Source organism: Neolewinella xylanilytica, assembly GCF_002934605.1.
Classification (GTDB): Bacteria; Bacteroidota; Bacteroidia; order Chitinophagales; family Saprospiraceae; genus Neolewinella; species Neolewinella xylanilytica.
Map to the genome: position 1 here is coordinate 78,931 of NZ_PTJC01000006.1, position 26,937 is coordinate 105,867.

A 26,937-nucleotide genomic window follows, 5' to 3' on the forward strand; every position below is an offset into this window, starting at 1 on the left:
TGACCACTTCCTTCCTCCCCGCTCCGTGGGGTACGACGCATGGTGGATAAGCGAAATCAGGGAATAGTGGCAGCGTTTAATCGATGATTGTCGTTAGGTATCAAAGTTATACTTCTTCTCTTGCATATTTTAACTGGATGTGTGCAGAATGTATACTTTTGCCGCCCGCTCCGCCAAACCGCGTGCCGGCACGAAATCGATTGTGTAACCCAAGAAACTCAAATTCTATGAAATTATCAATACGCAAGTGCGTATCGTTGACGCTGCTCCTCAGCCTGCTTACCAGCGCTGCGTGGGCACAAAAAACGGTCACCGGAATGGTGACGGACGGCGACAACTTTCCCCTGACGGGGGTGAACGTACTCGTCGTTGGCAGTAGCACCGGTACGGTTACCGGACTGGACGGCGATTATAGCCTTACCGTTCCGGAAGGCTCCGTCCTCCGCTTTTCTTACATCGGGTTTACGGCCCAGGAAGTGCCGGTAGAGGGGCAGACGGTCATTGACGTTACCCTAGGTGCCGATGCCAACGTTATTGACGAGGTGGTCGTAGTCGGCTACGGCAGCCAGCGCCGCGAGGCCGTTACCGGTGCCGTTTCGTCCATCGACGCCGAAGAAGTAAGCGCCCTTACCGTCAGTAACCTGGGGGAGGCCATCCAGGGCCGACTGGCCGGCGTTCAGGTGGTTAGTGGCGGATCGCCCGGTGCCCCACCGATTATCCAGGTGCGCGGTATCGGTTCGATCAGCTTCGGCTCCGGCCCGCTCTACGTCGTGGACGGCGTGCCCGGTGCCGGCGGTCTTAATCAGTTCGACTCCCGCGACATCGCCAGCATCAACGTACTGAAGGATGCTTCGGCAACGGCCGTTTACGGTTCCCGCGCTTCGAACGGCGTCATCATCATTGAAACCAAGAAGGGCGCCAACGCCCAGGGCCTGCGCATGAGCCTGGAGTCGACCGTAGGCATCCAGACCCAGCCCCGCCGCTACGACCTGCTCAACTCCGAGCAGTACATCCAATACGCGGAAACCTTCCTCGGGGGGTCGCTGCCCCGCGATCTGGACCAGCCCGTCTACGAGGGGGCCGACCAGACCTTCCGGGAAACGGAAACCGATTGGCAGGACGCCATCTTCCAGGATGGACTCATCACCCAAAACTCCCTCCACATCACCGGTGGTGGCGAACGCTCTTCCTTCTTTAGCTCCTTCGGCTATTTAAAGCAGGAAGGTATCGTCAAGGGCTCCCCCTACGAGCGCTTTAACTTCCGCATCAACAGCGAGCACTCCATCAGCGAGGACGGACGCTTCAAGTTCGGCCAAACCCTGCTGCTGGTCAACGACGAGCGCGGCATTCAGCCCGAACTGGGCGGACGCCAACTCTTCCTACAGGCCATTCAGTCGCTGCCCTACCAGCCTATCTACAACCCCAATAATCTCGGAGGCTTCTCCGGTGCTGCTTCGGGTCTGGACATTGCCGACCCGGGTAACCCCGTACTGGCGGTGAACCTGCTGGACAACCGCGACCGCGTCTTCAAAATGCTGGGAACGGCCTATTTGACTTACGAGATTCTGGACGGCCTGGAAGCTCAGGCCTTTATCGGTGGCAACTACCAGAACTTCCGGAACTACAACCATGTACCTGCGTACGAGTCGACTTCACCCAATCCGAACAATACGGTGTCGGAAAGTCGCAATACGACGTTCAGCCCACTCTACCGGGGCCTGCTGAATTACGATCGCTTATTCGGTGATCATAGCATCAACGCGGTACTTGTCGGAGAAATTCAGAACAGCTACTACACCCCGCTAGCCCTCACCGTGACCCAACCCAACCCCGTACTCGACGTGCTGGAGGGCGGTGCGGACTTACGCGTTCTCCCGGGTGCACTGGCCCCCAATGAAACCACTCTCCGGTCGTTCGTAACGCGCGTTACTTACGGCTACCAGGGTAAGTACTACGCTACCTTCAGCTTCCGCCGCGACGGATCGTCGATCTTCGCCCCCGGATTCCAGACGGAGAACTTCCCCGCCGGAGCCCTGGGTTGGAACATCAGCGAGGAATCGTTCATGGAAGATACCCCCTTCAGCCTGTTGAAGGCCCGGGTGAGCTACGGACGTACCGGATCGATCGGCCTCGGCCCTTACGCTTTCCAGGATCCGATTAACGGCACCGTCGGACCGGTTTTCGGCGGCGGCAACCAACCGACGATCAGCTACATCAACACCCTGGCTAACCCGGAACTGCGGTGGGAGCTTACCGACATGCTGAACATCGGCCTGGATATGGGCTTCTTCAACAACCGCCTGAACTTCAGCATGGAATACTACGACCGCCAGGTCGATAACCTGATTCTCCAAATCGCCCTGCCCCCCTCCGCCGGGGTAGCGACGACCTCCCAGAATATCGGCGCCCTGCAAAACAACGGCTTCGAATTCCAGGGGCAGTACTTCGGCAATCCGAGCGGCGACTTCCAGTGGAACGTCTCGGCTAACATAAGCACCAACGCCAACGAAGTACTCAGTCTCGCCAATCCGGACGACATCATCGAAGGCAACAACGACATCGAGTTCACCGGTAGCTTTAACTCTACCGTTACCCGCGTAGGTGACCCCGTTTACAGCTTCTTCGGCTTCGAAACCGACGGAATCTTCCAGACCGACGCCGAAGTGCAGGAAGCAGCGTTCCAGAACGATCTCACCGCCCCCGGCGATATTCGTTTCGTGGACCAGAATGGAGACGGAGAAATTACGGCTGCCGACCGCGTTATCATCGGAAAGTACCTACCTGACTTCACCTACGGCTTCAATTTCAATGGTACCTACAGCAACTTCGACTTCAATGTCTTCTTCCAGGGTTCCCAGGGCAACGACGTATACAACGGAGTAGGTTCGCTGCTCTCCCAGACCCAGCGCCTGTTCAACGTCGGCACGGATATACTGGATGCCTGGACGCCCCAGAACACCAGCACCAACGTGCCCCGGATCGCCCGCGATGACCCCAATAATAACCGTCGGGTTTCCGACCGTTTCGTGGAAGACGGCTCTTACCTCCGGATGAAGGCGTTGACCGTTGGTTATACGCTTCCCCTCTCCGAAGGTGGCGCGCTCTCTAACCTGCGGCTGTACCTCACGGGACAAAACCTGGTGACCTTGACCGGCTACAGCGGCCTGGATCCGGAAATCGGTGGTGCCCTGAGCGAAACGGGCTTCGACAACGGTGATTACCCCAATGCTCGCTCCTTCATCTTCGGTGCTCAGATCGGTTTCTAAGCACCCAATCAATCCACAACCCTCCACCCCCGCGTACGTTTGGATGAGCGGGGGTGGAGTGGTTAAGGCCCTTTTAACAACTAATACAACATCTTGCGATCATGAAGTTGAAAGCTATATTTCTATTCGGTCTGCTCGCTATCGGTTTCGGCTGTAGCGAGGACGATCTTACGCGGCTCGATCCGGGTCGCGTCGTGCCGGAAAACTATTTCCAGAACGAGCAGCAAATCGAGTCTGCCATTCTTAGCGCGTATTCTACCCTCCGTTCCGGCCCCCTGGTCAGCCGCTGGTATTTCTTTATCAATGACCTGCGTGACGATCACCACTTGGCCACCTCTTCCCTGACGGTGCTGCTGTCGATCCCCGGCGGAAACGCCGCGGCCACCGACTTCGAAATGACGGAGCACTGGACCGCCCTGTACCTGCTAATTCACCGCGCGAATACCGCCCTGGACGGTATCGAAGCCAATACCACCGTTTCCGAGGAGGTAAAAGCTACCCTGGCCGGTGAAGCCCGCTTCCTCAGAGGATGGGCCTACAACGAGCTCGCTACCCAGTGGGGGGGCGTGCCGATCTACACTACCCGTCTCACTACCCTCGACGGCTTCCAACCGCGTAGTACCCGCGAAGAAGCCTTCGCACAGGCGCAAGCCGACCTGCAGTTTGCCGCGGAAAACCTGCCGGAAACCCGCAGCGACGCAACCCTCGGACGGGCCACTCGGGGATCGGCCCTCGGCATCCTCGGACGCAGCTACATGCAAACCGACAATCTGGACCAGGCCAAAACGGCGTTGGAAGCGATCGTAGCGTCCAATCAGTATGCCCTCGTCGAGGATTTCGGTGACCTCTTCGTAGAAGAGAACGACTTCACCACCGAGAGCCTGTTCGAAGTGGTATACGCCCCCATCGGCGACTACAACTGGAACGGATTCGGAACGGGCGATGGCTCGGACTCCAAATCGGTACGCGCTCAGGAGTACGGCAAAGCCTGGCGGAACGTCGCACCGACCTCCGACCTCGTCAACCTGTACGAGAACGAACTGGCCGGCTGTGATTACACCGACCCCCGCCTGCGCGAAACCGTTATTTTCGAAGGCGACACCTACGCCAACGGTACGGAGGTTTTCGACGACGCCCGTCCGAACAGCCCCGCCATCGATTACCACGGTACGAATGTCAACGCCAGCTTCTACAAGTACGAAGTGTACTATAAGCAGGATCCGGGTGAGTTTTACACCTCTACCACCAACTACATCCTGATGCGCTACGCCGACGTGCTGCTGCTGCTGGCGGAGATCGAAGCCCGTCAGGGTGACCTCGACGCCGCCCGTGGATATGTCAACCAGGTACGGTCGCGCGTAGGTCTTCCCGATCTCGAGAACAGCTGCGTTCCCAACGATGATCAACAGGAGCTGATTACCGCCATCATCGACGAGCGCGGTAAGGAACTGGCTTCGGAATCCATCCGCGCCCGTGACCTCCGCCGCTGGGACCGTTACGGTGTCATCGATGCCGCAAATTACCTGGAATACTGGACAGACCGCGAACTGCTGCTGCCCATCCCGCTGCAAGAAATCGTAACCAATACGGAGATCAGCCAGGCCGATCAGAACCCCGGCTATAACTAATCTACGCTGTCGATTAGCTGACCGAAAGGGGACCGCTTCCATCCGGATGCGGTCCCTTTGCGTTTAAATCCTACCTTCCTTACTATGCGTGTTTTCCCGTTTTATCTCCTCGTCATCCTGCTGGCTGCCTGCTCCGATCGGCCGGAAGCTCGTTTTGAACCGGTCGACGCTAAAGAACTGGGGATAGACTTCGAAAACACCCTGGCCGAAAACGATACGGTCAACATCCTCCAGTACGAATACCTCTACAATGGCGGCGGAGTAGGGGTCGGTGATTTTGATCGCAACGGCCTCCCCGACCTTTTCTTTTCCGGCAACTTGGTTTCCAGCGAACTCTACCTCCAGCAACTCGACGGCAATTTCCGTAAAGTAACCGGTCCGGCCGGCCTCACCACCGAGCGCTGGTGTGCCGGCGTGCTGGTCGGCGATATCGACGGCAACGGCTACGAAGATCTCTATCTATCGGTGCTGCACCCCGGCGACGAACGGCCCAGCCCCAATTTGCTCTTTCTGAACCAGGGCCCCCAAGGCCCCGACAGTATTCCCCGCTTTCAGGAAGTAGCGGCGGAGGCTGGAATAGCCGATCCGGGCTTCGGGACCCAGGCCGCCCTCCTGGACTACGACCGCGACGGCCGCCTCGACCTCTACGTACTCAACAACTCCCTGGAAAACTACCCTCGCACCATAGCCAAGGGTACCGATACGCTGGGCCGGGGGGCGAGCGTCGACCGACTCTACCGCAACATCACTCCCCCGAACGGACCGCTCCGCTTCGAGCCAGTCGACCAGTTGCGTACCGAAGGTTGGGGGCTGGGTGTCGGCGTCCAGGACTTCGATCGCAACGGCTATCCCGACCTCTACATCGGCAACGATTTCATGTCGAACGATTTTCTGCTGCTCAACCGCGAAGGCACCTTCACCGATGTCATCACCGACCGGATGCCCCACCAGTCTAAAAATACCATGGGGGTCGACATCGCCGACCTGAATAATGACGGCTACCCGGAGATCATGACCGTAGACATGCTCCCCGACGACAATCTGCGCCGCAAGACCATGTTTCCCGATATCCCCTTCTCCCAATATGCCCAGGAGCAGCGCGGGGGCTACAACAGTCAGTACGTCCGAAACGCGCTGCAGGTCAATAACCGCGACGGTACCTTCAGCGACGTCGCCCTACAGGCCGGCGTGGCAGCCACCGACTGGAGTTGGGCCCCCCTGCTGGCCGATTTCGATAACGACGGGCTGCGGGACATTTTCGTCTCCAACGGCTACCCCCGCGACGTGACCGACCGCGACTTTATCGACTATTCCCAGCAGGTGGACATGTTCGGTACCCAGGAGGCTCGCTACCAGGCCGTTGCGCGGGCCCTCGAGGAAGTCGGCGGGGTCTACCAGCAGGATTTCATCTTCCGCAACGAAGGCGACCTGCGCTTTACGGTCACCGACTGGCTGCCCGACGATCCGACCTACGCCAACGGGGCGGTGACCGTCGACCTCGATAACGACGGCGATCTCGACCTGGTCACCAACAACATTAATCAGCCCGTCCGCATCTACCGCAACCGGAGCCGGGAGCTGTTTCCCGACTCCACCCACTACCTGAGCGTGCGATTAGCGGGGCCTGCGGGGAATCCCGACGGGCTGGGGGCCACCGTCTACCTGGTTGCCGGCAATCTCCGCCTCATGGCCGAGCAACAACGGCAGCGGGGCTATCTCTCCACCCTTGACGCCCGGCTGCACTTCGGATTGGGGGCGCGTACGGCCATCGATTCCGTGGTGGTCGAGTGGCCCGGCGGTCGCAGGTCGGTGCTGACGGAGGTAGCGGTCGATCACCAGATCACCATTCCGGTTGCCGAAAGCATGGCACCTGCGCCGGCGGCGCCCCCCTTCTTCTCCGCACCGGCCGTTGTGCTTACCCCCGAGAACCTGGACTGGCTACCCCGCCACGAGGAATCCGGCTACACGGATTTCGACCGCTATGCCCTGCGGCTGCGCGACAACAGCCACGGAGGGCCGGCAATGGCCGTCACCCGCTCGGGCCGGTTGATCTTCGGCGGTGCGGCCGGACAGGCGGTCAGCGTGTACGATATGGCGAGCGGAGCGCAGGTGCAAAGTCTGCCGGAAACGGAAGCGAGCGAAGCGACCCAACTCCTGCTCTTCGACTACGACGGTGATGGTGACGAAGACCTGTACGTCGGCAACGGCAGCAGTGAATTCATCAGCCGGGAGGAGTATTTCCCGGATCAATTGTACGTGAACGAGGGCGATTCCTTCGTGCTGGTCACCGATGTCCTACCTAGCCTGGCCGTACCCACCGGGGCGGTGGCCGCCGCGGACCTGGAGGGGGACGGGGATCTGGATCTATTCGTAGGCGCGCGGGAGGAGTCGGGCCGGTATCCGCTGTCCCCCGTATCCTACGTACTGCGCAACGACGATGGCCGTTTCATCGTAGCCGAACAAGTGGATGCCGGGATGGTGACCGGGGCGGTATGGGAAGACCTCGACGGCGACGGGCGGCCCGACCTGGCCACGGTGGGGGAATACAGCAGTCTACGGATTTTTTACAACAGACCGGACGGATGGGTTGCGCAGCCGGTCGATCCCGACCTGAGCGGGTGGTGGTACAGCCTCACCCCCAACGACCTCGACGGCGACGGCGATACCGACCTGCTGGCCGGCAACCTGGGGTTAAATTCCCTTTACTCGGCCTCTCCCAGTCAGCCCCTCACCGTGCACGCCGACGATTACGACGGCAACGGCGCCATCGACCCGATCGTGACCGCCTACCTGGACGGAAAAAACCACCCGGTACACCCCCGCAACACCCTGGCCCGGCAACTGCCGAGTCTGAAGCGGCAGTTTCCGGATTACGCCACTTACGGCACCTGGACGGAGCAGCAGATGCCGGCGCTGTCCGAGAAGGGCGTCCGCCTGGAGGTCCGGGAATTCCGCTCCGCCTGGTTCGAAAACCGGGGGGATGGTACGTTTCAGGTCCATTTCCTTCCCCCTTCGGGACAGACCGCCCCGATCCGTGACGCCATCGCAACCACCCTGGCCGACGGCCGGCCTGCCCTGCTGGCGGTGCAGAACGATTACGCCATCGAGGTACTCAACGGCCGACTCGACGCCGGTACCGGCCTGGCGATCACCCTCGGCGCGGTCGGTGAGCCGGAGGTGTTGCCGGATTACTGGAGCGTACGGGGGGATGCGCGCAGCGTAGTCCGGTGGAATGACCTGTTCCTAGTGGGCTTCAATGACGGTCGGGTTGCCGCCTACCGGTAGGATGCGGCCTCCGGCCGCGAAGTAGGAAGCAGCCTCCGGCTGCGGCAGTACAATGCGGCCTCCGGCCGCGATGTAAGAAGCGGCTTCCGGCCGCGAAGTAGAATACAATCTCCGGCTGCGGCGGCATACGCAAGTGGTTCGTCGTTGCCTAACCCCCTCTAGCCTCAACTACCGCGCTTCCGGCCAGATCCCCTCCAGCGCATACGTTTCACCACCCAGCACTTCGGTGCCGTCCCCATAAAACAGCCGCACCCGCCGAAAGGGCTCGGATGGAAAGAAGATGTCGGTGATCACCGTAGCCCCACCGTCGGCGAACAGTTCGGCCGATGCCACGTCGAAGAAAGCGTGCAGTCGGACGGTATCGGAAGTAGCTAACCGCGGGGCCTGTGTAATCCGGTCGGCAAAAGCTTCCGAGAAGCCGGTATCGCCGCTGTCCTGCCGGTCGCTGAAGAACTGCCCGGCGGCCGGATCGTAGCCTACCCGGTAGGTTTCGCCGAGACCGTTTTCCAGCTCGATGCCAAAGGGCTCGGTCGATGCCTCGGTGGTGAGGAAGCGGACGTCCACTTCGTAGGTGCCTTCCGCCGTAGCGGGCAGCGCCGTCGTTCCGGACTGAATCGGGGTGGTAGCGTCCCGGAGCGCGTCGAGTTCCCGTACGGGGGTGGAGAAGACCCGGTAGCCCGGGGTCAGGCGGTGGAGTTCTAGCGTGCGGGGGAGGGTCATGGCACTGCGCCATTCGGTGGTCGGAACTTCCTGGCCGTACAGCCAGTTGCTCATCCAGCCGATGAAGATCCGGCGCCCGTCCGCATCGGGAATGTTGGCAAAGGTTACCCCGGCGTAATTGTCCCGTCCGTAGTCGATCCACACGCCTTCCCCGTTCTGGACGTCCGGTGAGAAGGTCGGATCCATGGTAAAAGTGGTGCCGTCGAAATCCCCGACGAAATACTGAGTGGCCGATCCGCCGTTCGGGCCGCCGGGGTTGATGCTTACCAGCAGCACCCATTTTGTCTCCCCGCTTCCCCGGACCGGCAGCGGGAACAGGTCCGGACATTCCCACACGCCCCCGTGCCCGCCGACCTGCTGGCCGAAGTCGCTCAGAAACGCCCAGTCGATCAGGTTGTCGCTGCGCCAGAACATGATCCGGTCCTGTGCCGCGAGGGCCATCAACCATTGCTCTCGTTCGGTGTCCCATAGCACCTTCGGGTCTCGGAAGTCCCGGATGGGTTGCTCGTTGGGGATGACCGGGTTGCCGGCGTACTTCGTCCAGGTTCTGCCCCGGTCGTTGCTGTAAGCGATAGCCTGCGATTGGTAGTCTTCCCGACCGGCGCTTTCCCCCACGGGGTCGTGGTAGGTGAAGATGGCGACGAGGGGGGGCTGGCCGTCCTCACCCAGGCCGCTGCTATTGTTGTGGTCCACGACGGCGCTGCCGGAGAAGATGTAGCCGAGGGAATCGGGATACAGCGCGATCGGCAGGTTCTCCCAGTGCACGAGGTCTTCACTGACGGCGTGCCCCCAGTGCATCGGGCCCCAGACCGTGCTGTCGGGATAGTGCTGGTAGAAGAGATGGTATTCCCCCTCGTGGTAGACCATACCGTTGGGGTCGTTCATCCAGTGGTCGGGCGGGGAAAAGTGGAACTGGGGCCGGTGGGCTTCGGTGTACCGGATCGCGGTGGAATCAGTAGACGAACCCGCTAGGGTATCGTCGGACGAGCCCGGATTGCCACAAGCCAGTATCAATAGGAGAAGTAGACTCGAGCGGAAGCTGTAACGATGTAGCATGCGAGCGTGGTTGTGCACTAAAGGTAGGGTATCGCTGCACTTGCCGGAAGGTATGCCGGTTGCCGCCCGGGGTATGCGTTCTCTACGGCCTTGATTTTCCTGGTGCATAGCTCCTGCGCTCCGCCGCCCTATATTTAAACCCACACGCTACCTATCGATCATGCCACTAGCCATACACAACTGGATGCGGGCCGAGCCCCTCGAGGCGACCCTCGCCCGCATCAAACCCCTCGGATACGATTACCTCGAAATCCAGGGGACCCCCGCCGACTACGATACGCGAGAAGTGCGGGCCCTGCTGAAAAAATACGACATCCGCTGCTGGGGATCCGTGACGCTCATGTTGGGTAAGCGCAACCTGCTGGCCGCCGACGCCGGGGAGCGGGCCGCGTCCGTGCAGTACGTCAAGGACGTCATCACCCTGGTCAAGGAACTGGACGGGACGATGGTCTCCGTGGTTCCGGGTACCGTGGGCAAGATCATGCCGGGCGCCCGGCCGGAGGAGGAATGGGACTGGGCCGTGGCATCTATGCAGGCTTGCTACGAATTCGCCCAGGCGGCCGGCATTCAGCTGGGCATCGAGCCGATCAACCGCTTCGAAACCTACTTCGTCAATCGCGGCGAGCAGGCTTACGCCCTCGCCGAGGCCACGGGTCCGGACTGCGGCGTCTGCCTGGACATCTTTCACATGAACCTGGAGGAACCCGACTACTACACCACCATCGCACACTGCGGCGACCGACTCGTAGGCTTTCACGTAGCCGACAACAACCGCATGGCCCCGGGCATGGGCCACCTCGATTGGCCGCGCATCGTGGAGGCGGTGAAGAATACCGGTTTCACCGGGCCGCTTTCCGTGGAATTCGCCGCCCCGGTAGATCGGACCCCCGCCAATCCCTACCCGAACAGCGTCGATGCCGACCCGCAGGGACTGACCGAGGAAGCCCGCAAGTTTCTCGAAGACCACGGCAGCTCGGCGCTGACCGAGGAATTCTACACCATGCTGACGCGGAAGTCGGCCGAAACATTGCTCCCCCTGCTATGAAAATCGCCAGCATCAAGGCCTACTGGCTTCGCTGCCCCATCCCGGCCGGCCGACAGTGGCGGTCGGACTACGGTCAGCTCACCCATTTCGATATGACCCTCGTCGAGGTGACCGACACCGACGGGCAGGTCGGCTACGGCGAGGCGAAGGCGGCGGTCGGGGCTAGCGGAGCCTGCGCTTCCATCGTTACCTGTATCGAACGCGAGCTCGCGCCCCAACTTGTGGGTCAGGAAGCGGATCGCATCACGGCAGCCTGGGAAGCGATCTACAGCGGAACGCGCGATCATTACGCCCGCGACCGGGGCCGGGTATTCCCCATTCTGGGTAACCGGGGGACGACCATCTCCGCCCTGAGTGGTATCGATACGGCCCTGTGGGACCTGCGGGGGAAGCGACTGGGGGTGCCGGTAGTCGAACTCCTGGGCGGTGCCTGCCGTGATTCCATGCCGTGCTACGCCAGCGGTGGGTGGGCGGATAAGGAACAGCTTGGCGACCAACTCAAGACCTACGTCGATCATGGCTACGCCGGCGTAAAGATGCGGGTGGGCGTCATGGACGATACGGTCAACCGGACGGTGGACCGGGTAGGGGAGGCCCGGCGGGCGTTGGGGCCGGAGATCGACATCATGGCGGACGCCCACGGCACCTTCAGCGTCACCGAGGGCCGCCGCTTCGCCCGCCAGACGGAAGACCTGAACCTCTACTGGTTCGAGGAGCCCGTTACCCCCGACAATAAAGCCGGTACCGCCGAAGTCAGGCGGGGAACCACCACGCCGATCGCGGCGGGAGAGAGCGAATTCACCCGCTTCGACTTCCGCGACCTCATCCAGGCGGGGGCGGTGGACGTCCTCCAGCCCGACTGCGCCATCGTTGGGGGTATCACCGAGGCCCGCCGGGTAGCCGCCCTCGCCGAAACCTACCAACTCGAACTGGCCCCCCACTGCTGGGGATCCGCCTTCAGTTTTATGGCCGGCGTGCATCTGGCCTTCAGTAGCCCGTCGGCGGTGTATATCGAGCATTCCCTCGGCGGAAACCCGATGTTATACGACTTAGTGAAGGAGGCCCCCGTGGTCACCGACGGCCGCATCCGTATCCCCGATCGCCCGGGACTGGGGGTGGAGATCGACCGTGATTTTGTGGCCCGTTACCGGCAGCGGGTGGGGTAGGGTTTGCTGCGGTCCGCACCCTCCGAGGTGCTGTGCTTACTTCCGGCCTGGGGGGGTGCTTTCTGTCCGCACACCGGGAGGTACAGGCACACTCCGAGGTGCCGTGCTTACTCCCGGCCGGGGGGACGCAGGACTTCAGAAGAGGATCGAGGGCGGGGACGGTGACTTATGAGGGACCGGATAAATTTTCTTGTTTAGTTTGGTCCTGCAGAGATTGCTTACAACTGCGCTGCCAGAGGCAGCATTTTACTTCCGCGGCCAGGAGGCCGCATCCTACTGTCGCAACCAGCAACCGCCATGATCGCAGAAATCAACCACGTAACCCTCATCGTGGATAACCTGGAAGCCGCCGCCCGCTTCTACGAAGAAGAAATGGGGCTGGAACCCGTTCCCGCCTTCGTCTTCGACTACCCGACGGCCTTTTTCCGCATCACCGATACCACCCAGCTGCATCTCAGTGAGTGGGAAGACAGCCGGTCCTTCCGCGGCCACCTTTGCGTACGGGTGGACAACTTCAGCAAGCTCTTTTACCGCATGAAGGAGCAGGGCCGCATTGACACCGAACCCTGGGGGAAAGTTCGCCGCCTGCCCGACGGGGCCATGCAGGCTTTCATCCGGGACCCGGCGGGCAACCTGGTGGAATTGACTTCCTTCCCCGACGACGAGATCGATCCCGCCATCTTCGAGGACGAACTCTACGAAGCAGGGCTCTACGTTTCCGGCCGCAACGACTTCCGGGGCTACAAGGCCGAGAACGCCACCCTCTACCATCCCCCCCGCAAATAAAGGTTATGAAACCAGTCGTTTACATCATGGAGCCCGTCGACGAGCGGGCGCTGAAAGTGCTGCCGGAGAAGGACTTCACCCTCGTACTGCCCGACGCCGAGCCCGCCGACTGGGCGGATATCCAAGCCCTGGTAGTACGCGGCCAGGTTGCGGTCGACCGGGAGTTGATCGATCGGTGCCCGGGCCTGCGGGTCATCGTCCGCAACGGGGTAGGGGTGAACAACATCGACGTTGCCTATGCCACCGAACGCGGTATTCAGGTACTCAACGTGCCGGGCGTCAATGCCGCCACCGTAGCGGAGCACACCCTCGGCCTGATGTTGTTGCTCGTACGCGGGATGTACCGGCTCATCCGGGAAGTCAAGGAAAACAACTACGCGTATCGCGAGGAATACAAAGGCCGGGAATTGCGCGGTCTCACCCTAGGGCTGATCGGCAGGGGCGACATCGGTAGCCGGGTAGCGGACAGCGCAGCCGTATTCGGTATGGAGGTCATCTATACCTCCCGCAGTGGAGGCGATCGCGCGGATGGCTACCGAAGCCGGGAAGAATTGCTCGCTTCCGCCGACGTGGTCAGCCTTCATCTGCCCCTCACCGAGGAAACGGACGGGCTCATGGACGCCGTGGCCTTTGAAAAAATGAAAACCGGTAGCTACCTGATCAATACCGCCCGCGGGGAGATCGTGGTGGGTAATGCCCTCCTGGCGGCACTGGAGTCCGGTAAACTGGCCGGCTACGCCAGCGACCTGATGGTGAAGGGGGACGAGGATACGGTGAATCAACTGGTAAACCACAACCGGGTGCTCATCACCCCGCACGCGGCCAGCCTGACGGAACTCACCTACTACGAGCTCAGCGAACGGGGGTTGCGGCACGTGAAGGACTTTACGGAGGGGAAGGCCATTCCGGAGGAGTTTAGGGTCAACCGACTATAATTCGCCACCTGACACATCGGATGTCTGTCAAAACGGCAGTGCTGACACATCCGATGTGTCAGGCCATGTCAGGCTGATTTCCTACCGTATAAATTGCCCCGCAGCCACCCAGCCCCTACCCGTCAGCCGCACCGTATAGATCCCGTTCGGGAGGTGGGATATGGGAATGGAGATCGGCCCGCTACGAAACTCCTCGTCCGAAAGTTGGCGTCCCCACGCATCGAAGAGGCCCACGCGAATCTCCTGCCCCGCGGGGAAAGGCGGATGGTCGATAAAGATGTCACCCACCGCGGGATTGGGGTAAATCAGTAGCGGTAGCGTAGACGGTACTTCCCCCGTGGAGGTAGTCCGGTCGATCCCGCAGACGGAAAAGGAACCTACGCAGTACGCGATCAGCGAATGATAGCCTTCTTGCGTGAAGTAGCCCGTGACCCTTAACGGACCGAAAATAGGGGATCCGACCCCTTCCATGGCGATGCCGTTGTCGAACCAAAACACGGATCGGTCTCGGCCAAAGGTGTCCAATCTTGTCCTACCCCGTACGACCCCATCGGGTAAACCGAATAAGCCGAAGACCGTGTCGAGGGGCCTGGCGGAGAAGTCGTGGATTAGCAGCTCCTCCGAAAGCGCCTCAGGATCGGGTCGGATATAATCGGACAGCCGGCCGTATACTTTTCGCTCGGTGGTGTCCTCCCGTAACAGGGCAAGGAGGGAAGGGGGACCAACGGCGTACGGCGCTTGCATATCCCAGGGCGCGCTTTGGCCGGGATAGTAGGGCGCCACATACATTTTCTTGTAGGTAGTATCGCCCAGGAGGGTATCGCCCGCCAGGTGAAAGTGGAGGTAATCCGCGCCTTGCAGTTGAATCCAGTTCGCGCTATCGACCACGAAGGGCACGTAGGGCTGACCGTAGATTTCCTCGTACGTATTGTAGCGGAGAGAATCGAAAAGCTTGTCTGCCGAAAGCCAATCGACCGCCCCGGAAACATCCGTGTCTTCGTACAGCTCAAAAAGTACGGCCACCTCGGAACTATTCCCCCGGGGGAATCGCCGGGACAGCATGGACTTCACCCCCGCGTCCGGGTTCGGTACGGATTCCAGCAGCTGCTTAAAACGGGCATCGTTGTGCAGGTTTTCCACCGTCGCGCTCGGATAGGCGAAGATGCTCACCGTGTCGGAGTCCGCTTGTCCGAACGCGGTAAAGCCCCAACTCAGGAGGTAGCAAGCAAGGAAAATCTCTTTTAGATGTACGGATTGGTCCGGGCATCTAAGAAAGGCGGGAATCAAACCGGCCAGCCAGCGACCAGCAAACAATATTTGGTTACCTGCCCATAATGCATTCATAATGATAAGGTATACCGAAATATTCGAGATTGTTGAGCGGTGATTTTCTTCTGCGCAGCGGCGCCCGTATTGTTCGGATAGCGTGAATTGGTTACTTTAATGGCTTAACGCAATCCCATGACCAAACCGCTACTCTTACCTTTTCTGCTCTTGCTGTCTATTTGCGCCGGAGCGCAGGAGCAACCCGAAACCATAACCGGTATGCCGCTCCGGAACGTTGGCCCCGCCTTCGTATCCGGCCGCATTGCCGACATCGCCCTCGACCCCACCGACGAGCACACCTGGTACGTGGCCGTAGGCTCCGGCGGCGTGTGGAAAACCGAGAACTCCGGCGTGACCTGGGACCCGATCTTCGACGACTACGCCAGCTACTCCACCGGCGCCATCACCGTAGACCCCAGCAACAACGCCCGCATCTGGCTCGGTACCGGGGAGAACGTCGGCGGCCGCCACGTCGGCTTCGGCGATGGCGTATACCGCAGCGACGACGCCGGCAAGAAGTGGAAGAACATGGGACTGAAGAACTCCGAGCATATCTCCGAGATCATCGTCCACCCCGAGAATTCCGACGTCGTCTGGGTAGCCGCCCAGGGACCCCTCTGGTCCGAAGGCGGCGACCGCGGCCTGTACATGACCACCGACGGCGGTGAGACCTGGGAGAAAACGCTCGGGGACGATGAATGGACCGGCGTCACCGACATCATGATCGACCCCCGTAACCCCGACCTGCTCTACGCCGCTACCTGGCAGCGGCACCGCACCGTGGCGGCCTACATGGGCAGCGGCCCCGGCTCCGGCATCCACCGCAGCCGCGACGGCGGAAGAACGTGGGAAAAGCTGACCAGCGGTCTGCCGGACGCGAATAAGGGGAAGATCGGCATCGCCATCAGCCCGCAAAACCCCGACGTGGTCTACGCCGCCGTTACCCTCGAACGCACTACGGGCGGCCTGTACCGCTCCGAAAACCAGGGCGCCAGCTGGACGAAGATGAGCAATACCGTCAGCGGCGGCACCGGGCCCCACTACTACCAGGAGCTGTACGCCAGTCCCCACGCCTTCGACCGCTTATACCTCATGAACGTCCGCGTGCTGGTGAGCGACGACGGGGGCAGCAATTTTCGCGAGCTGAAGGAGGAACGGAAGCACTCCGATAACCACGCCTTGGTCTTCCGGGAAGACGATCCGGACTACCTCCTGATCGGCACCGACGCCGGCCTCTACGAAAGCTTCGACCTGGCCGAGAATTGGCGCTTCATCGACAATATGCCCATCACCCAGTACTACAAAGTCGCACTGGACGATCGGGAACCCTTCTACCACATCTTTGGCGGCACCCAGGATAACGGCAGTACCGGCGGACCGAGCCGCACCGACAGCGAGGCCGGCATCCTCAACGGCGACTGGTACAAGACCCTCGGCGCCGACGGCCACCAATCGGCCACCGAACCCGGTAACCCGGACATCATCTACGCCGAGACGCAGCAGGGCGGGCTACACCGGATCGATCTCAAGACGGGCGAACAGGTACTGGTACAACCCCAGCCCCGGGCAGGCGACCCCCACGAACGCTTCAACTGGGACGCACCGATCGTGGTGAGCCCCCACGATCCCACCCGCCTCTACGTAGCCAGCTACCGGGTGTGGCGCAGCGACAACCGTGGCGACGACTGGACGCCCATCAGCGAAGACCTTACCCGCAACGAGGAACGGCTGGAGCTGCCCATCATGGGGCGGGTACAGAGCTGGGACAACGCCTGGGACGTGGGCGCCATGTCCAACTACAACACCATCACTTCCCTTTCGGAGTCGCCCGTACAGGAAGGACTGCTCTGGGCCGGTACCGACGACGGCATTCTACAGGTATCGCAGGATGGCGGCGGGCGCTGGAAAAAGATCATGGTCAGCGAAATGCCCGGCGTTCCCGAACGGGCCTTCATCAACGACATCAAGGCGGATCAGTACGACGCGAATACGGTATACGTCAGTCTGGACAACCATAAATCCGGTGACTTTAGTCCCTATCTGTTCAAAAGCACCGACCTCGGCGAAAGCTGGACCGACCTTGGTAGCAGCCTGCCGGACCGGACCCTCGTCTGGCGCCTGGTGCAGGACTTCGAAAAGCCCGAGTTGCTATTTATCGGTACCGAAAATGGGATCTATACTTCCCTCAACGGCGGCCAAGAATGGAAGAAACTGGACGGGGCACCCACCATCCCCTTTCGGGATCTGGCCATCCAGCAACGGGAGAACGACCTGGTGGGTGCCAGCTTCGGCCGGGGCTTTTGGATCCTGGATGATTACAGTCCGCTACGGGAAATGACCGAGGAGAACCTGGCGCTGGACGCCTACCTCTTCGAACCCCGCGATGCCTGGTGGTACGCTCCCCGCGATAATGACCCCGGGGTGGGCGCCAATGTTTATGCCGCCGAGAACCCCGAGTTCGGAGCCACCTTCACCTACCACCTGAAGGAAGGCTACACCAGCCAAGAAAAGGCCCGCCAGGAAAGGGAAAAGGTACTGGCCGACACCGAAGACGACATTCCCTTCCCGGGCTACGACGCCCTGGACGCGGAAGCTGCGGAGATCGCCCCGACAATCTGGCTGACCGTGTACGATAGCGAGGGCGAGGTGGTCCGGAAGGTTAAGGGGGATAACGGAAAGGGCCTCCACCGCACCACCTGGGACCTGCGGTACCCGTCCTTCTTCGCGGTACAACCGGGTGCTTCGGGCGGCGGGCGCTGGTCCAGTGGTCCCCTGGCACCTCCGGGTGAATACACCGTTACCCTATCCCGTGAGGAGAACGGCGCGGTCAACCAGCTGGCCGGGCCGGTCACTTTCGAAGTTAAACCCCTCCACGAGCCGACCATCGAAGGCCCCGCCCCGGCGGAGTACCAGGCCTACCGGTTGGAGGCGAAAGCGGTGCAGAACCAGCTCGCGGCCGTGCAAGAATTCATGGACGAAGCCACAAAGCAATTGGGAGCGATGGAGACGGCGCTCGAGCGTGCTTCCGTCGAGCCCGGCACCCTGGACGGTAAGCTGTACGAGCTGCGCCAGGAATTGGCCGCCCTGGAAAAGGAAATCAACGGCAGCCCGAGCCGCGACGAGATCGGTGAGCGCAATCCGCCCACGATCAGCGGCCATTTCTACACCGGCTACCGGGGCCTGACCACTACGTACGGACCTACCGGCAACCACCGGCGGAGCCTCCGGATCGCGGCCACTGAACTCGACGAACTCATGCCGCGGATCGAAAAGTTACGGGACGAAACCCTGCCGGCGCTCCAGGATGAATTACGGAATGTAGGGGCCCCCTATATCATAGGTGCCGGGCGGTAGCGTTAGCTTTGTCGGGCCGGGCGTACACCCGGCCCGACATTTACGATTGCTAAACTATGGTCGATGCGCCGGGTTTCTAGAGTAGTACCCGACGATTCCCCGTCGCTGCCTATATTAAGCAGGTAAAACCCCCGAAAAGAGCGAAAATTCGCTATCTCAGTATGGATACAGCGCAGAAAAAGACCGCCCAGCCGAAGGCAAAATCTACGACCGCTAAAAAGAACGGCGTAGCTAAAGGATTGAATTACAGCAAGGAGCAATACCTCGAATGGTATACGCTTATGCTTCGCATTCGCCGCTTCGAGGAGCGGGCGCTGATGGCTTACGGCCAGCAGGACGTACGGGGGTTCTGTCACGTCTACATCGGTCAGGAGGCCGTTGCGGCCGGAATCGAGAGTGCCATTACCAAAGATGACGGAATCGTGACCGCCTACCGCCAGCACGGTACCGCGATCGGACGGGGGATAGATCCTAAAGCCGCCATGGCCGAGCTTTACGGTAAGGCCACGGGTATCGTGAAGGGGAAGGGTGGATCGATGCACTTCTTCAGCCGGGAGAACAACTACTACGGTGGTAACGGTATCGTGGGTGCTCAGATCCCCATCGGAACCGGAATCGCTCTCGCCGAGAAGTACAAAAAGACCAAGAACCTCTGCGTCGTCATGTTTGGGGACGGTGCCGCCCGGCAGGGTGCCCTCTGGGAAAGCTGGAACATGGCCATGACCTGGAAAGTCCCCGTGCTCTACATCTGCGAGAACAATGGCTATGCCATGGGGACCAGCGTCCAGCGGACCAGCAACGTCACCGACCTGAGCAAGCTCGGCGCCAGTTTCGACATGCCGAGCGAGAGCGTCGACGGAATGGATCCCGAAGCCGTTCACGAAGCCGTCAGCCGCGCCGCGGAGCACATCCGCTCGGGCCAGGGACCTTACTATCTGGATATCAGGACCTACCGGTACAAAGGGCACTCCGTTTCCGACCCCGCCCGTTACCGGGAAAAAACCGAGGTAAAGACCTTCCAGGATCGCGATCCGGTCAAGATGACCGAGAAGAAGATTATCGACAACGGTATCGCTACCGAAGAAGAGATCAAGGCCATCAAGGATCAGGTGAAGCAGGAGATCGCCGATGCCGCGCAGTTCGCCGCCGATAGCCCCTACCCGGAGCCGGAAGCACTTTACTCCGACAACTACTCCCAGCCTTACCCCTTCCTGACCTAACGGTATGCTGCCGTCGGTAGCCCGTTTACGGCCCTTCCCGGTTTGGATAGGAGGCGGTTGAAGCGGTGGGCGATTTATCCGACGACCATTCATTTGACCGGCAGTCGCAAACATCGGCCGTTCGGTGAGGTAAGGCGCATGACACAATGTGGGAGATATGCACGCGACATTCCGTGTGTTGTTAACCGGCTTTACCTTATCTTCGCGCCACTTTTTCAGCTGCGCTTTCAACCGAGCGGGCAGCATCTAACTCATTATGGCAAAAAAGAACAATATCGGACGTCGCCCGACCGGCACACCCAACCGGGGACGCAAAGAAGGTGGCAACCAAGAGATACGTATCGAGGAAGATGGAGACGATAAGCTCGTCGATATCATCGAGGTGCGCGAAAAGGGCATGGACTTCTTCGAGCGCAATCGGAAACCCATCATCGGCGCCGTACTGGCCCTCATCTTTATCGTAGCCGGTGCCCTGCTGTACCAAACGTTCATTGCCGGTCCCGCGGAGCGTAACGCCGCCCAGCAGATGCAGCAGGCGCAGTTTCAGTTCGAGCAGGACAGCTTCGGACTGGCCCTGACGAACCCCGGACAGGGGTACCCTGGTTTCCTGGAAATCGCCGAGGAATACGGCAGCACAGACGCCGGTAACCTGGCTAACTATTACATTGCCGTCAGTTATCTCAATCTCGGGCAGTACGAGGCCGCCCTCGATTACCTCGAGGATTTCGACGCCGACGGTGAACTCCTGCCCGCCATGAAGATGGGGGTAATGGGTGACCTCCAGAGCGAACTCGGTAATTTAGATGCGGCCCTCAGCTCCTACGAAGGAGCCGTCGACGCCGCAGGCAAGAATTACGTCACCGGTGGATACTACCTCAATAAGCTAGCTCTCCTTTACCGCCATCAGGGGCAAACCGAAAACGCCCTCGAGGCTTTCCGCCGCCTCAAGACGGATTACGGACAAAGTGCCGAAGCAGCCCAGGCAGACAAATATATTGCCGCACTGGAAGGGTAGATTCCTTACGCCTGTTTAACCAATCAATCTACGCTTACCGAGCCAGCGGATCCATCCGCTGGCTCGGTTTTTTGTTTGAGGTACTACGTCCTGGTCAGGCTCGCCTTGCGACGGTGCAGAAGGTTCTGATGGCCCTACGGCCCAGCACGGAAAGACGGGGTTCGACCAGGTACTATGCGCTCAGGAGGGGAAACTCGATGCTGGTTTTCCAGGACCTTTGTCTGAATGGTTTGCCGGTCGATGCTTCAGCGGTTGCCGCAATGGTTTCGCAGGGAAGGGCTTTCGCTGTCTCCTGAATCAAGGGGTACAGCTGTACGATCAACCAATTAGTACCATCCAACTAAGCAGCAGTTGAATCCGATATCGCGTTCGGCCAGTTCGGTGGGATCAAGCGCCGAAGCGCCGGTGCAGCAACCGCAGCGTCCGCAACTTCCTGCCGCTATCGTCGAAGATGGAAATAAGGTAAAGGCCGTCCGGGAGGGTGGCAATATCGAAACCGTCGGCGCCGGACTCACCGGAAAAAGACTTGATGCGACGACCGAGGGTATTGGTCACTTCCACCCGGCCCAATCGCACCGAGCGCGGCGTTTCCACGAAGAAACGGTCGGTAGCCGGATTCGGATAAAGCCTCACGGTAGTCGCTGCCTCGGTTGAACCCGGCGGATCCGTCTGGCTATCCTGGCGGGCTACCGTGGTGCTGATGCTTGCGCTCGCCAGCGTCGTGCCGGGGAAGGTGAGATCCGAAAACCGAAGCTCGGTGGTGCCGGTGCCTGCAATGCCCTCGGGACGCAACACGACGAAAAAGGTGGCTGACTCGCCGGGGCGCAGACTGATCTGCCGGCCCTGTTGACGATCGTCGGCGGATACTACATAGGGGGTGGTCCTGCTCGCGCGGTCCAGTGCGGTATACGACCAGGAGCGGGGGCTCTCCCGGACGACGTTCTCCCGTAACAGCTGGATGGTTCTGCCGGAGTTGTTGGTGACGACGACGGTAGAGACGTCCTCGAAATCCTCATCGATATTATCGACCCGGATCACCTTGCTGATCTCCGCCGGCTCCACCCGTAGTGCGGCACCGTTCTGGGCCGCCAGCGTGAGGCAGGAAAGAAGGGTCAGTAAGGGGAGCATAAATTTCATTCCGGGAATAGTAGAACAGGCGTATACTTTACCAACTGAGTTGGAGCGCAAAGGTTAGGCCTAATTACAATAATAATGAGGAAGTCGGCCCTTACAAGATAGGGCGACGTAGTTTAACACTTAATTCACCAGTTTTGGGGGAATGTTACCTTTTGCGAAAAGTAGTGCTCTGCGATCCGTCCGCTACCTTTGCGGCCTATGAAAGTATCGCTCAATTGGCTCAGGGAATACATCGATCTCGACATATCCCCCGAACGCATCGGTGAATTGCTCACGGGCACCGGCCTCGAAGTCGAGGGAATGGAGAAGGTGGAATCCGTCCCGGGTGGGCTGGAAGGCGTGGTCGTCGGTCACGTCGTGGAATGTGGAAAGCATCCGAACGCCGACCGGCTTTCGCTAACCCGCGTGGATATCGGTACCGACGAACCGGTGTCCATCGTGTGTGGAGCCCCCAACGTAGCTGCCGGTCAGTACGTGCCGGTGGCCACCGTAGGGACTACCCTTCATCCGACCGGGAACGAAGCCTTCACGATTAAAAAGGGCAAGATCCGCGGCGAAGTCAGCGAAGGCATGATCTGTGCGGAGGACGAATTGGGGCTTGGAACCGGCCACGACGGCATCATCGTTTTCGATAAAGCCTATACCCCTGGAACGCCGGTGGCCGACGTGTACGAGTTGGAAACCGATTACGTGTACGAGATCGGCCTTACCCCGAACCGCTCCGACGCCACCAACCACCTCGGGGTAGCCTTCGACCTGGCCGCCGCCCTGAGCGTGGAACGGAATGAGGAGGTGCGTCTTCGTCAGCCGGAGGTTACCGCTTTCCGGGAAGGCTCGGCACCTGCGTTCGACGCCCAAATAAAGGATCCTGCCGAGGCCCCTCGCTACGCGGGGCTGGTCATCGATAATCTACGGGTGGAGGCCAGTCCGGACTGGCTGAGGGCCCGACTGCACGCGATTGGCGTCCGGCCGATCAACAACGTGGTTGACGTGACGAACTACGTTCTCCACGAGATGGGCCAGCCCCTGCACGCCTTCGACCTCGACAAGGTCGCCGACGACCGGATCATCGTGCGGAAGCTGCCGGAAGGAACCCCCTTCCGCTCGCTCGACGGGGTGGAACGGAAACTTTCGGCGGACGACCTGATGATCTGCGATGGAAAAGAGCAGCCGCTGTGCCTGGCCGGCGTATTTGGCGGGGCGGACAGCGGGGTATCCGACCGCACTACCCGCATCTTCCTGGAATCCGCCCACTTCGAAGCGGGTACGGTACGCCGCAGCAGCATGCGGCACAACCTGCGAACGGACGCCGCGCGGATCTTCGAGAAGGGTAGCGATCCGAACGTGGTTGTTTATGCCCTCCAGCGTGCCGCCCTTCTGCTGCAGGAACTTGCCGGCGGGACGGTAGCCGGACAGCTGCTGGATCGCTATCCCGACCCGATCGAGCCCCGCCCCGTCGAGGTGCGTTACCGCCGGATCGACGAACTGATTGGCGTGGAGCTCGGCAAGGAAACGGTGCACAACATCCTCCGCAGCATGAATATGGAGATCCACGCGGCAGGCCAGGATCGATTTACCGTAGCGGTGCCGACCAATAAGGTGGACGTGACGCGGGAAGTAGACGTTATCGAGGAGATTCTGCGGGTGTACGGCTTCAACAACGTGCCCGAGCCCGCTACGATCACTACGGCGATGGTAGTGGCTCCCCGACCCGACCCCAGCGCGCTCCGGGAACTGATCGGCGATTTACTGGCTGCCAACGGATACCTGGAGATGATGGCCCTGAGCCTGGCCGAAAGCCGCTACTACGCGGGGCGCAAGGATCTGGTCGTCATCAACAACACCAGCAACGTGCACCTGGACGTGCTACGGCCCGACCTGCTCTACTCCGCCCTTGATGCGGTGCGGCACAACCAGAACTTTAGCCAGCGTGACCTGCGGCTGTTCGAGTTCGGCCGCAACTACTACCTGGAAGGAGATGGATATCGGGAAACCAACCACCTGAGCCTGACGCTCACCGGCCGGCGCCAGCGCGAGAGCTGGCACGCGGCGGCGGGCGGTGAAGGGGTGACTTTCTATACCCTCAAGGCGGCTGTAGAACTGGTGCTGCAACGGCTCGGGATCGATAATTATCGCTCGACCGAGGTTCCGGCGGACGCTTTCGCCTTCGGCCTGCGGTACCACAAGGGGCCAATGGAGCTGGTGGATTTTGGCGCGGTCGCAGGAGCGGCGCTGGAACGGGCGGACGTAAAGACGGCGGTATATTATGCCGACTTCAACTGGGATCACCTGATGCGCGTGCTCCCGTCCCAATCCATCCAGGTTGCGACGCCGGGAAAGTATCCCACCGTACGCCGCGACCTGGCGCTGGTGGTGGACGGCAGCGTGGCCTTCGCCGATATCGAGCGGCTGGCTTCCAAAGCCGGGAAAAAGTTGATCACCGAGATCAACCTATTCGATGTGTACCGAAACGAACAGCAGCTGGGCGCGGGAAAAAAGAGCTACGCCGTGAGCTTCGTATTCGAAAGTTCCGACCGGACGCTTCAGGATAAGGAAGTGGATAAGGTGATGGCGGACGTGGCGAACGTACTCGGCAAGCAACTCGGTGCGGAGGTTCGCCGTTAATTCATAACTTTAAGCCCTACCCACCAATCGACTATGACACCGGCAACAGAAATTGACGGTCTTGAAATAAAACTACGGCAGCTGGCCGCCAAAGTAGACCGCCAACGGGCGCAATACGAAGCGACCCTGGCCGAGAACGAAAACCTGAAACGGGAGCTCGACCGCCAGCTGGGCGTAGTGAACTCGTTAAAGGATAAACTGGCGCATTCCCAACCCGCTCCGGAGGCGGGAATAACCCCGGTCGAACGCAACGATCACCAGGAGACGATCGAATTTTGTCTCCGGGAAATCGACCGTTGCATCGATTGGCTACACCGCAACTAAGTCATGGCAGCTAACGCCCCCGATAATAAGCCCATCAGCGTGGTCATTGCTGGCCGGCCCTATCCGATTCGCGTCGCCGATTCGGAAGAGGAAGGCCTGCGTGCCCTGGTCAAGGAGATCAACGACCGATTCAATGATTTCCAGATCCGGTACCGCGACCGCGACAAACAGGATTGCCTGGTGATGACCCTGCTCACCTACGCAAGTGAACTGCGTAGCGCCCGCGACCAAGCTGACAGCGGAGCGGACTCCGAATTGAGCAAGCGGCTGGCCAAACTGAATGACTTGGTTGAGGGGATGCTCTAGGGAGCTTCACTTCTACAATAATAACGACTAATGGAAATCATCATCGGGCTCGCTATCGGGCTCCTCGTGGGCGCCGCAATCGCCTACTTCATCTTTGGAAATAAGGCCAAAGAGCAAAACCTGACCCACCAGGCCGACGCCGAAAAAATGCTGGCCGAAGCCAGGCTCAAAGCCGAAAAGATACAGGCCGACGCCGAGCTGAAAGCCGAGAAAACCTTTGCCGAGTACCGCGAAAAGCAGGAAGCCTTTAAGAAACAGAAGATCGCGGAGAGCCGGGAAAAATTTGCCCGCTACAAGGAGGAATTTAAGGCGGAGAAAGCCGAAGAACTGGTCGAACTCCGGGAAAAGCGCGAGGCCCTGAAGGAAGAACAGGCCACCATGAAGGAAGAACGCGCCGAGTTCAAGGCCGAACTCGACGAGGTGCTCACGGCGAAGGAGGGGCTCAAAAAAAGGGAAGAAGAAATCGAAAGCCGTAAGCGCCAGCTGGAGGAGGAAATCGAGCGGACCCGCAACAAGCAGGAAGAACTCGACACCCAGCACGAACGCTTTACGATCGAGCTGGAGAAAATCGCCGGCCTTTCCCAATCCGATGCCAAGCAGCGGCTGATGGAAGCGGTGCGCGCCAAAACCGAAAGCGAAGCGATCACGCTGCGGAGGGAATTGCACGAGCTGGCAAAGGAAGACGCCGCGAAAGACGCCCGCAAAGTGGTGATCAACACCATTCAACGGATGTGTGCGGAAATGACCATCGAGAACACCGTGTCGGTATTCAGCCTCGACAACGACAACGTGAAGGGGCAGATCATCGGTCGGGAAGGCCGCAATATCCGCGCCATCGAGGCGGCTACCGGTGCCGAACTGGTAGTAGACGATACCCCGGAAACGATCGTCATTTCCAGTTTCGACCCCATCCGCCGGGAAGTGGCCCGCTTATCGCTGAAACGCCTGGTCAGCGACGGGCGCATTCACCCCGCCCGTATCGAGGAGGTTGTAAATAAGACCCGCAAGGAGCTCGATCAGGGCATTAAGGAGATCGGTCAGAAGACCGTGATCGAGTTGGACATCCACGGGCTGCCAGCGGACCTGATCCGGATGGTCGGACGGATGCGGTACCGGAGCAGCTACGGACAAAACCTCCTCAAGCACAGCGTCGAGACCGCGCACCTGTGCGCCGTGATGGCTGCCGAGATGGGCCTGAATAAAAAGCAGGTTAAGCTGGCCAAGCGAGCCGGCCTGTTGCACGATATCGGCAAGGTCGCCGATGAAGACAGCGAACTCAGCCACGCCCTTTACGGAATGCAAATGGCGGAAAAGCTAAATGAGAACCCTATCGTAGTCAATGCCATCGGTGCCCACCACGACGAGATCGAAATGAACAACATCATTTCCCCCATCGTCCAGGCCTGCGACGCCATCAGCGGTGCCCGTCCGGGTGCCCGCCGGGAAATTCTGGAGGGATACATCAACCGCATCAAGGAACTGGAAGACATCGCGAAGAAGCACGAAGGGGTAAACTCGGCCTTCGCCATGCAGGCCGGTCGGGAGCTGCGGGTAATGGTGGAAGCAGATAAGGTGAGCGACCAACACGCCGACGAACTGAGCTTTAAGATCAGCCAGGAGATTCAGGAAACCATGCAGTACCCCGGTCAGATCAAGATCATGGTGATCCGGGAAACACGGGCGGTAGCCTACGCGCGCTAATCACGGAACGCAAAGGGTGGTGAAGCTTCGACTACTACGAAG

At 60.2% G+C, this 26,937-nt stretch carries 17 protein-coding genes; 14 read left to right on the forward strand and 3 right to left on the reverse strand.

What is annotated here, in order from left to right:
* Window positions 1-227 precede the first annotated feature (227 nt).
* From CLV84_RS09690 to CLV84_RS09700, 3 genes are all read left to right on the forward strand, one after another.
* On the forward strand, window positions 228-3,266 hold the full coding sequence (locus CLV84_RS09690; protein ID WP_170067649.1) for a SusC/RagA family TonB-linked outer membrane protein: 3,039 nt from the start codon (window positions 228-230) through the stop codon (window positions 3,264-3,266).
* A gap of 101 nt (window positions 3,267-3,367) precedes the next feature.
* Window positions 3,368-4,894 carry a RagB/SusD family nutrient uptake outer membrane protein gene (locus CLV84_RS09695; RefSeq protein ID WP_104419598.1) on the forward strand — a complete coding sequence of 509 codons (1,527 nt, stop codon included), beginning with the start codon at window positions 3,368-3,370 and terminating at the stop codon, window positions 4,892-4,894.
* Between the two features lie 84 nt (window positions 4,895-4,978).
* Entirely contained in the window at window positions 4,979-8,179 is a 3,201-nt protein-coding gene (locus CLV84_RS09700; RefSeq protein WP_104419599.1) for a VCBS repeat-containing protein, read from the forward strand.
* 168 nt (window positions 8,180-8,347) lie between these two features.
* Here the strand turns inward: CLV84_RS09700 and CLV84_RS09705 are convergent, their stop codons facing one another.
* Complete coding sequence (locus CLV84_RS09705; protein ID WP_104419600.1) at window positions 8,348-9,955, reverse strand: glycoside hydrolase family 32 protein; 1,608 nt, start codon at window positions 9,953-9,955, stop codon at window positions 8,348-8,350.
* A 160-nt stretch (window positions 9,956-10,115) separates the two neighbouring features.
* On the opposite strand from CLV84_RS09705, the gene CLV84_RS09710 reads away from it, so the two are divergent.
* The 4 genes from CLV84_RS09710 to CLV84_RS09725 all read left to right on the forward strand — a co-directional run bounded on the left by CLV84_RS09710 (window position 10,116) and on the right by CLV84_RS09725 (window position 13,887).
* Complete coding sequence (locus CLV84_RS09710) at window positions 10,116-11,000, forward strand: sugar phosphate isomerase/epimerase family protein (RefSeq protein ID WP_104419601.1); 885 nt, start codon at window positions 10,116-10,118, stop codon at window positions 10,998-11,000.
* Window positions 10,997-12,166 (forward strand): mandelate racemase/muconate lactonizing enzyme family protein, encoded by a 1,170-nt coding sequence (locus CLV84_RS09715; protein WP_104419602.1) that lies wholly within the window; start codon window positions 10,997-10,999, stop codon window positions 12,164-12,166. Before CLV84_RS09710 ends, CLV84_RS09715 begins: the two co-directional genes overlap by 4 nt.
* Before the next feature lie 297 nt (window positions 12,167-12,463).
* Window positions 12,464-12,952 (forward strand): VOC family protein, encoded by a 489-nt coding sequence (locus CLV84_RS09720; RefSeq protein WP_170067650.1) that lies wholly within the window; start codon window positions 12,464-12,466, stop codon window positions 12,950-12,952.
* Between the two features lie 5 nt (window positions 12,953-12,957).
* On the forward strand, window positions 12,958-13,887 hold the full coding sequence (locus tag CLV84_RS09725; RefSeq protein ID WP_104419603.1) for a 2-hydroxyacid dehydrogenase: 930 nt from the start codon (window positions 12,958-12,960) through the stop codon (window positions 13,885-13,887).
* 81 nt (window positions 13,888-13,968) lie between these two features.
* On the opposite strand, the gene CLV84_RS09730 is transcribed toward CLV84_RS09725, so the two are convergent.
* The gene (locus tag CLV84_RS09730; protein WP_104419604.1) at window positions 13,969-15,231 is read right to left on the reverse strand and encodes a T9SS type A sorting domain-containing protein; all 1,263 of its coding nucleotides are present in this window, start codon (window positions 15,229-15,231) and stop codon (window positions 13,969-13,971) included.
* A 117-nt stretch (window positions 15,232-15,348) separates the two neighbouring features.
* Between CLV84_RS09730 and CLV84_RS09735 the strand changes: the two genes are divergently transcribed.
* The 3 genes from CLV84_RS09735 (at window position 15,349) to CLV84_RS09745 (ending at window position 20,802) form a co-directional block, all read left to right on the forward strand.
* On the forward strand, window positions 15,349-18,567 hold the full coding sequence (locus tag CLV84_RS09735) for a VPS10 domain-containing protein (protein WP_104419605.1): 3,219 nt from the start codon (window positions 15,349-15,351) through the stop codon (window positions 18,565-18,567).
* A gap of 161 nt (window positions 18,568-18,728) precedes the next feature.
* A complete protein-coding gene (gene pdhA, locus CLV84_RS09740) occupies window positions 18,729-19,787 on the forward strand; it encodes a pyruvate dehydrogenase (acetyl-transferring) E1 component subunit alpha (protein ID WP_104419606.1) in 1,059 nt (352 codons plus the stop codon).
* 256 nt (window positions 19,788-20,043) lie between these two features.
* Window positions 20,044-20,802 (forward strand): tetratricopeptide repeat protein, encoded by a 759-nt coding sequence (locus CLV84_RS09745; protein WP_104419607.1) that lies wholly within the window; start codon window positions 20,044-20,046, stop codon window positions 20,800-20,802.
* A gap of 387 nt (window positions 20,803-21,189) precedes the next feature.
* Here CLV84_RS09745 and CLV84_RS09750 read toward each other — a convergent pair whose 3' ends face one another.
* Entirely contained in the window at window positions 21,190-21,939 is a 750-nt protein-coding gene (locus CLV84_RS09750; protein WP_104419608.1) for a T9SS type A sorting domain-containing protein, read from the reverse strand.
* Between the two features lie 198 nt (window positions 21,940-22,137).
* Here CLV84_RS09750 and pheT point away from each other — a divergent pair, with 198 nt between their 5' ends.
* The 4 genes from pheT to rny are packed head-to-tail and all read left to right on the forward strand — an operon-like array spanning window position 22,138 to window position 26,895.
* Window positions 22,138-24,564 (forward strand): phenylalanine--tRNA ligase subunit beta, encoded by a 2,427-nt coding sequence (gene pheT / locus CLV84_RS09755; RefSeq protein WP_104419609.1) that lies wholly within the window; start codon window positions 22,138-22,140, stop codon window positions 24,562-24,564.
* A 33-nt stretch (window positions 24,565-24,597) separates the two neighbouring features.
* Window positions 24,598-24,888, forward strand: coding sequence for a SurA N-terminal domain-containing protein (locus tag CLV84_RS09760; protein ID WP_104419610.1), 291 nt, complete (start codon window positions 24,598-24,600; stop codon window positions 24,886-24,888).
* Between the two features lie 3 nt (window positions 24,889-24,891).
* Window positions 24,892-25,194 carry a cell division protein ZapA gene (locus tag CLV84_RS09765; RefSeq protein WP_104419611.1) on the forward strand — a complete coding sequence of 101 codons (303 nt, stop codon included), beginning with the start codon at window positions 24,892-24,894 and terminating at the stop codon, window positions 25,192-25,194.
* Between the two features lie 30 nt (window positions 25,195-25,224).
* On the forward strand, window positions 25,225-26,895 hold the full coding sequence (gene rny, locus CLV84_RS09770; RefSeq protein ID WP_104419612.1) for a ribonuclease Y: 1,671 nt from the start codon (window positions 25,225-25,227) through the stop codon (window positions 26,893-26,895).
* Window positions 26,896-26,937 lie beyond the last annotated feature (42 nt).

What these genes read in the sequence shown, in the direction of transcription:
- CLV84_RS09700 (WP_104419599.1), top strand. Translation starts at nt 4,979, where the DNA reads ATGCGTGTTTTCCCGTTTTATCTCCTCGTCATCCTGCTGGCTGCCTGC.
- CLV84_RS09720 (WP_170067650.1), top strand. Translation starts at nt 12,464, where the DNA reads ATGATCGCAGAAATCAACCACGTAACCCTCATCGTGGATAACCTGGAA.
- CLV84_RS09725 (WP_104419603.1), top strand. Translation starts at nt 12,958, where the DNA reads ATGAAACCAGTCGTTTACATCATGGAGCCCGTCGACGAGCGGGCGCTG.
- CLV84_RS09765 (WP_104419611.1), top strand. Translation starts at nt 24,892, where the DNA reads ATGGCAGCTAACGCCCCCGATAATAAGCCCATCAGCGTGGTCATTGCT.
- CLV84_RS09745 (WP_104419607.1), top strand. Translation starts at nt 20,044, where the DNA reads ATGGCAAAAAAGAACAATATCGGACGTCGCCCGACCGGCACACCCAAC.
- pheT (WP_104419609.1), top strand. Translation starts at nt 22,138, where the DNA reads ATGAAAGTATCGCTCAATTGGCTCAGGGAATACATCGATCTCGACATA.
- CLV84_RS09730 (WP_104419604.1), bottom strand. Translation starts at nt 15,231, where the DNA reads ATGAATGCATTATGGGCAGGTAACCAAATATTGTTTGCTGGTCGCTGG.
- CLV84_RS09750 (WP_104419608.1), bottom strand. Translation starts at nt 21,939, where the DNA reads ATGAAATTTATGCTCCCCTTACTGACCCTTCTTTCCTGCCTCACGCTG.
- CLV84_RS09690 (WP_170067649.1), top strand. Translation starts at nt 228, where the DNA reads ATGAAATTATCAATACGCAAGTGCGTATCGTTGACGCTGCTCCTCAGC.
- CLV84_RS09705 (WP_104419600.1), bottom strand. Translation starts at nt 9,955, where the DNA reads ATGCTACATCGTTACAGCTTCCGCTCGAGTCTACTTCTCCTATTGATA.
- CLV84_RS09695 (WP_104419598.1), top strand. Translation starts at nt 3,368, where the DNA reads ATGAAGTTGAAAGCTATATTTCTATTCGGTCTGCTCGCTATCGGTTTC.
- CLV84_RS09710 (WP_104419601.1), top strand. Translation starts at nt 10,116, where the DNA reads ATGCCACTAGCCATACACAACTGGATGCGGGCCGAGCCCCTCGAGGCG.
- CLV84_RS09760 (WP_104419610.1), top strand. Translation starts at nt 24,598, where the DNA reads ATGACACCGGCAACAGAAATTGACGGTCTTGAAATAAAACTACGGCAG.
- CLV84_RS09715 (WP_104419602.1), top strand. Translation starts at nt 10,997, where the DNA reads ATGAAAATCGCCAGCATCAAGGCCTACTGGCTTCGCTGCCCCATCCCG.
- pdhA (WP_104419606.1), top strand. Translation starts at nt 18,729, where the DNA reads ATGGATACAGCGCAGAAAAAGACCGCCCAGCCGAAGGCAAAATCTACG.
- CLV84_RS09735 (WP_104419605.1), top strand. Translation starts at nt 15,349, where the DNA reads ATGACCAAACCGCTACTCTTACCTTTTCTGCTCTTGCTGTCTATTTGC.
- rny (WP_104419612.1), top strand. Translation starts at nt 25,225, where the DNA reads ATGGAAATCATCATCGGGCTCGCTATCGGGCTCCTCGTGGGCGCCGCA.